We start from the raw sequence: 6,084 nt of genomic DNA on the forward strand, positions 1-6,084 counted from the left end.
GCCAACACCCCCACCGCGCCCTCCGGTTACCGCCTCGCCCACGATCCCGACGGCTTCTCCCTCGCCGTACCGGAGGACTTCGTGCGCGTGCCGCAGGGGGAGCGCATCTTCTACATGTCGCCGGGCGAGACCTTCCGGCTCGGCATCAAGATGTCCGACCCCGAACAGGGCGGCCCGCTCGCGGTGATGAAGAGCGAGGCGGCCAACGGGGCGGACACGAACCCCGGTTACCACGACGGCAAGGTCACCGACACCACGCACTACGGACACCCCGCCGCGCTCTGGGAGTTCAGCTGGAACGGCTTCAGCACGGCGGAGGGACCCCGGCACACCTACGACATGTGCTGGGAGGAGAACGGCCGGATGTACGACGTGTGGGTGTCGGCGCCGGTCGGGAAGGTGCGGGAGGCGAAGGAGTACTTCGACGTCGCGCTGGACACGTTCGTACACACATAAACGGGAGATAAGCCGCGGCCTCGGTCACGGCTCTGTGACCGGAAAGCGCCAGAGGTGGATGTGGTGGCGTCCGGCGAGATATGGATGGACGTATGAGCAGCAACGGGGGAGCGAGACACGGAGCCGACGAGCCGACGAGTTTCGCCCTGCAACCGCCGAACCCGCGCAGGGACGTGCCGACGCCGGTGCCGCACCCGGACAACCCGTACGCGACGCCCGGTTCGTCGCCCGACCCGCAGCCGGACCCCGGCACCGGACGGCTCATAGCCGGGCGGTACCGGTTGCTCGGCAGGCTCGGGCACGGCGGTATGGGCACGGTGTGGCGTGCCAAGGACGAGACGGTGGACCGCGAGGTCGCCGTGAAGGAGCCCCGCGTCCCGGACCATCTTCCCGAACGCGAACGCGCCAACGCCTTCGAGCGGATGCGCCGCGAGGCACGCGCGGCGGCACGGCTCGACCACCCGGCCGTCGTGAACGTGCATGACGTGGCCGTTGTCGACGGTCAGCCGTGGATCGTGATGGAGCTGGTGACCGGCCGCTCGCTGGGCGACGCGTTGCAGGAGGGCACCCTCGACGCGCGCGACGCGGCCCGGATCGGCCTCCAGGTGCTGGGCGCGCTGGAAGCGGCACACGCGGCGGGCGTCCTGCACCGCGATGTGAAGCCGGACAACGTCCTGCTGGGCCGCCACGACCGCGTCGTCCTGACCGACTTCGGCATCGCGCAGATCGAGGGCGAGACGAACCTGACGGACACCGGCGGTTTCGTCGGTTCGCCCGAATACATCGCGCCGGAGCGGGTGTTGGGCCAGCGTCCCGGCCCCGCCTCCGATCTGTGGTCCCTCGGCGTGGTCCTGTACGCGGCGACGGAGGGCGTCTCGCCGTTCCGCCGCAGCAACACCCCCGCCACCCTCCAGTCGGTCCTCAACTCCGCGCCCGCACCGCCGACTTCGGCCCCGGGCCCGCTCGCCGACCTCATCACCGCCCTCCTCGCCAAGGACGCGGCGAGCCGCCCGAACGCGGCCCAGGTGCGCGCCGCGCTGGAGTCGGTGGCCAACCCGCCCGCACCGGTGCCCACGCAAGAGGTGCGGTACGTCGAACGCCCCAGCGCGGCAAGGGGACTTCGGCCGGGCCGCGCGACGTGGTTCGGGCTCGGCGCGGTGGTCGTCGCGGCGGCGGTGACGGCGTATCTGCTGATCGCGAACCCGTTCGCCGGATCGCGGACACTCCCGCCCGGCTGGAAGAAGCACCACGTGCAGGACGTCGCGGCGACGCTCGCGGTCCCGGCCAAGTACCAACCCGGCCTGCCCGACCGCAAGATAGACAAGGGCCACTGGATCACGTACACCGACTGGAGCGGGAGCATCTCGATAGGCCTGGCCCTCGTCAAGAAGTCCGAGGACACCCTCGGCGAGATCAAGGACTCCGCCGCGGCCCAAATGTACGACGACAACGGCCAGTTCAAGCAGAGTGGCAGCTCCAGCCTCGACATGCCGGAGAACCCGAGGACGGTCACGAAGCCCACCGGCACCTACCGGGGCAAGCCCGCCGCCATGAACACGATCGTCTACGACGCCGACGACAGCCAGGACTTTCGCCGCCCCCGCGAGGTGCAGATCTTCTACTACAAGACCACCTCCGGGAACATGTACCGCCTTACGATCAGTTACCCCGGCGACGGCGACTTCACGGCCCGCGGCCGTGAGGTGGCGAAGGCGGCGATCGCGAACCTGGACGTCGACACGCTGTGAGCGGCGGTGCGCAAATGCGTGGTCAGGGAGACGCACCGGGGTGACCTGCGCGACCGTGGCACTGACCGCGGTTGCCATGACCGGAGTTGCGGCGGCGGCCGACGACGTGGTGTCGTACCGCTACGAGCTGTCGGGCGCCGTGCCGCAGACCCTCACGGCGGGGAACGTCAGTGCCACGACGACCTACTCCGGCCTGGTCCAGGAAGGCCGGGCGGCGGTCTCCCGCTGGGACCCGCGGCACGACTCGGGCGCGGGCTTCGGCACCGGCGTCATCCCGGACGCGCAGGGCCCCACCGGGACGGACGTCGCCTCCGCCGCCCGGTTCGACGGCACGGACGAGGCGTACGTGACGCTCGACTCCGCGGTGGACACGGCGAAGATCTCTCGGCCGGCGCGTGGGTCCGGCCGGACGCGCTCGACACCGGCAAGGACACCTGGGCACCCACCGGCGACCTCCAGGTCGGCCGGAGCGTCACGGCCGACGCCGGCACGGACTGTCTGGCGGGTGAGATCGACGAGATCCACACCTGTGCCGGAGTACTGGACCGGACGCGGCTCGCGATGCTGAGATCGGGCGGCGTGGACGTCTGACCGGGCTCCGGACGGCGGGGAGGTGGCGGTGCGATCGCAGCGGGAGAACACGGCGGGTCAGGAAGACCTGGCGCTCCTGAGCGTGCGCGCGCTCAGCGATCGCGGTCTGCCGCAGGACGTGATCGACGTGCGCGCGGCCTGCCGCCACCACTCCGTGATCGAGCTGGAGCAGCTGGCGCTCGGGGCCGACGGCCCGGACTTCGACCTCTTCGGGCTGCGCGACCGGCTGGAGAGCGTCGTCTGGATGAGCGACGAGGAGTTCGCGGCGCACGGGCTCGACGCGGCGGAGATCGCGGAACTGCGGCGCTGGGCCCTGGAGTGGGAGTCCGACCTCGGCCTGCGGCTCGCGGAGGAGTATGACGACGGTCCGGACAGCGAGGGCGGGTGACTACGAACTCCCCGCCGATACGCGGTACTTGCCCGGTGTCACCCCGAACTCCCGGCTGAACGCGTGCGACAGGGCGTACGGGCTGCCGTACCCCGCCTCCCGCGCCACCGCCGCCAACGAGGCATCCGTGTCCCGCAGCCGCGTCGCGGCCAACGTCAGCCGCCACCACGTCAGATACGCCATCGGCGCCCGCCCCACCAGCGCGGTGAACCGGCGGGCCAGCGTCGCCCGGGACACACCCGCCGCCGCGGCCAGCCGGTCGTTGGTCCAGGGGGCGGCCGGGTCCGAGTGCAGGGCCCGGAGCGCGGCCGTGGTCACCGGGTCGCTCAGTACGGACGGCCAACTGCCCGTCTCCGCCTCGGACATCCACGCCCGCACCATGTAGATGAGCAGGAGATCCAGCAGACTTGGGAGCGCCAGGCAGGCCCCCGGCCGCCGTTCGTCGAGTTCGTTCGCCAACAGGTCCACGGCCGACCGCAGTTCGGGGTGACGGCCGACCCGGTTCGGCAGATGGACCACCTCCGGCAGCTCCGCCATCAGCGGATGCGTCCGGCTCCGGTCCAGCCGGTACTTCCCGCACAGCAACTCGACCTCACGCCCGTCACCGGCCGGCCGCCGCATCTCCTCGAACGGCACCGCACGCGCCGTGTCCCCGGGCGAGTCCGCCAGCACGTGTCCCGCACCGTGCGGCAGCAGTACGACGTCCCCCGCCCCCAGCGTCACCGGCTCACCGCCCGTGTCGGGCACCAGCCAGCAGCCGCCCGCGAGCACGACATGGAACCCGGCACCCTCGTACGGCGCGAGCCGCGTGCACCAACTGCCGCCCACCCGAAGGCGGTTGGAGGAGGGCCGCCCGGTCCGTACGGCGGAGATCGCGTCGCTCACCACGTCCATGAGACCAGAGTACGCCGGGGAGCAGCGGTGAGACGTCCACGCATCCACATGAGTCATTCACGCATTGAGACGCTCACCAAGCCTCCCTACGCTTGTCCTCATGACCGAGGACAACACACAGACCCTGACCATCGGCGACGTCGAAGTCGTCCGCGTCGTCGAGTGGGCGCGGCCCTACGCCCTCGCCCGCACCCTCGTCCCGGACCTGCCGGCGAGCGTCTGGCAGGAGCACCGCGAGACGCTCGCCCCCGACCACTGGGACCCCGAAACCGACCGCGTCGTCGTGGCGCTCCAGACCTGGGTGGTGCGCAGCGCCGGGCGGACCGTGCTCGTGGACACCGGCGTCGGCAACGGGCGGGAACGGCCCGGCAATCCGCTGTTCCACATGAGCCAGGGCGACCTCCCGGGACGGCTGGCGCGGGCCGGCGTACGGCCGCAGGACGTCGACGTCGTCGTCAACACCCACATCCACGGCGACCACGTCGGCTGGAACACCCATGACGTGGACGGGAGTTGGGAGCCCCTGTTCCCCAACGCCCGCTACCTCCTCCCCGCCGCCGACGACTTCCACTTCGGGCCCGACAACAACTACGGCGGTGCGGTACGACCCGACGACCGCCTGACCTACGAGGACAGCGTCGCGCCCGTGCACCGCGCGGGGTTGGCGACTTTGTGGGACGGCACGTACCGCGTCGACGAGCACCTCACGTTGGAGTCCGCGCCGGGACACACGCCCGGTTCGTCCGTCCTGCGGGTGGCCTCCGGCGGTGAACGGGCGGTGTTCGTCGGGGACTTGCTGCACAGTCCCGTCCAGATTCCGCATCCGGAGTGCAGCAGTTGCTTCTGCCTCGATCCCCGGCAAGCCGCGGACAGTCGGCGGCGCGTGCTCGAACGGGCCGCGGACGTGGGGGAGTTGGTGATTCCGGCGCACTTCGGGGGTACCGGTGTCGCGGAGGTGCGGCGGGTGGGCGACACGCTGGTGCTCGGGAAGTAGGAGGCGCGTCGACAAGGCCGTACCGGGCACGGTACTGATGGGGCATGAGCGAAGTCGGCGAACAGGTGCGCGACGGACGTCTGGTCGGCGGCCGCTACCGGCTGCTCGAACGGATCGGCTCCGGCGGCATGGGCACCGTATGGCGGGCGTTCGACGAACTCGTGGACCGCGAAGTCGCCGTCAAGCAACCGCGGTTGCCCGGCGACCCGGAGGACGAGGAGTTCCAGCGGGCCGCCCACCGGCTCTACCGCGAGGCCCGCGCGGCAGCCCGGGTCGACCATCCCTCCGCCGTCGCCATCCACGATGTCGTCATCGAGGACGAACTCCCGTGGATCGTCATGGAGTTGGTGCGCGGCGAGTCCCTCCACGAACTGCTCGGGCGCGGCCCCCTCGCCCCCGCCGACGCCGCCCGCATCGGCCGCGCCGTCCTCGGCGCCCTGTGCGCCGCCCACGCCGTCGGGATCGTGCACCGGGACGTCAAACCCGCCAACGTCCTGCTCGGCCCGCACGACCGCGTCGTCCTCACCGACTTCGGTATCGCGCACATCCAGGGCGAGGAATCCCTCACCGCCAGCGGGGAGTTCGTCGGCTCGCTCGAATTCATCGCCCCCGAGCGCATGTCGGGAACGGGCGCGGGACCGGCCTCCGACCTGTGGTCCCTGGGCGTCCTGCTGTACGCGGCCGTCGAAGGGGCATCTCCCTTTCGTCGTACGACTGTCGAGTCCACCCTCGGCGCGATCCTCGCCGGCGATCCGCCCGAACCGACCCGCGCGGGGCCTCTCGGGCCGCTGGTCCTGCGGCTGTTGGAGCGGGACCCGGATGCGCGGCCCGGGGCGGATGAGGTCGGCGCGGTACTGGACGCGGTGGCCGAGGGGAAGGACGTACCGGAGCCGCCGATCGCCCTCCAGGACGCCGTGCCCGACGTGGAGGCCGCAGGAGCCGCGACCGCCGCCGACGCCGTACCGCGAGCCGAGTCGGAACCAGATCCCGCACCCGCGCCCCAGCCCAAATCC

The 6,084-nt window shown here is 71.5% G+C and carries 6 protein-coding genes and 1 pseudogene; 6 read left to right on the forward strand and 1 reads right to left on the reverse strand.

The window, feature by feature from the left end:
• From AC31A1_RS44815 to AC31A1_RS44830, 4 genes and pseudogenes are all read left to right on the forward strand, one after another.
• A pseudogene (locus AC31A1_RS44815) lies at window positions 1-456 on the forward strand (serine/threonine protein kinase); the annotation flags it as partial.
• A 92-nt stretch (window positions 457-548) separates the two neighbouring features.
• Window positions 549-2,204 carry a serine/threonine-protein kinase gene (locus tag AC31A1_RS44820; RefSeq protein ID WP_489658829.1) on the forward strand — a complete coding sequence of 552 codons (1,656 nt, stop codon included), beginning with the start codon at window positions 549-551 and terminating at the stop codon, window positions 2,202-2,204.
• A gap of 76 nt (window positions 2,205-2,280) precedes the next feature.
• Complete coding sequence (locus AC31A1_RS44825) at window positions 2,281-2,772, forward strand: hypothetical protein (RefSeq protein ID WP_489658830.1); 492 nt, start codon at window positions 2,281-2,283, stop codon at window positions 2,770-2,772.
• Between the two features lie 51 nt (window positions 2,773-2,823).
• Entirely contained in the window at window positions 2,824-3,183 is a 360-nt protein-coding gene (locus tag AC31A1_RS44830) for a hypothetical protein (RefSeq protein WP_489658831.1), read from the forward strand.
• Here the strand turns inward: AC31A1_RS44830 and AC31A1_RS44835 are convergent, their stop codons facing one another.
• Window positions 3,184-4,077: an AraC family transcriptional regulator gene (locus tag AC31A1_RS44835; protein WP_489658832.1), complete on the reverse strand. Its 894-nt coding sequence runs from the start codon at window positions 4,075-4,077 to the stop codon at window positions 3,184-3,186. It abuts the gene before it with no gap.
• A gap of 100 nt (window positions 4,078-4,177) precedes the next feature.
• Between AC31A1_RS44835 and AC31A1_RS44840 the strand changes: the two genes are divergently transcribed.
• Together AC31A1_RS44840 and AC31A1_RS44845 are read left to right on the forward strand one after the other, a co-directional pair.
• Complete coding sequence (locus AC31A1_RS44840; RefSeq protein WP_489658833.1) at window positions 4,178-5,071, forward strand: MBL fold metallo-hydrolase; 894 nt, start codon at window positions 4,178-4,180, stop codon at window positions 5,069-5,071.
• Between the two features lie 44 nt (window positions 5,072-5,115).
• On the forward strand, window positions 5,116-6,084 hold a 969-nt coding region (locus tag AC31A1_RS44845), incomplete at its 3' end, for a serine/threonine-protein kinase (protein WP_489658834.1).

This window comes from Streptomyces sp. P5F9 (assembly GCF_057961495.1).

What these genes read in the sequence shown, in the direction of transcription:
- AC31A1_RS44820 (WP_489658829.1), top strand. Translation starts at nt 549, where the DNA reads ATGAGCAGCAACGGGGGAGCGAGACACGGAGCCGACGAGCCGACGAGT.
- AC31A1_RS44835 (WP_489658832.1), bottom strand. Translation starts at nt 4,077, where the DNA reads ATGGACGTGGTGAGCGACGCGATCTCCGCCGTACGGACCGGGCGGCCC.
- AC31A1_RS44825 (WP_489658830.1), top strand. Translation starts at nt 2,281, where the DNA reads ATGACCGGAGTTGCGGCGGCGGCCGACGACGTGGTGTCGTACCGCTAC.
- AC31A1_RS44840 (WP_489658833.1), top strand. Translation starts at nt 4,178, where the DNA reads ATGACCGAGGACAACACACAGACCCTGACCATCGGCGACGTCGAAGTC.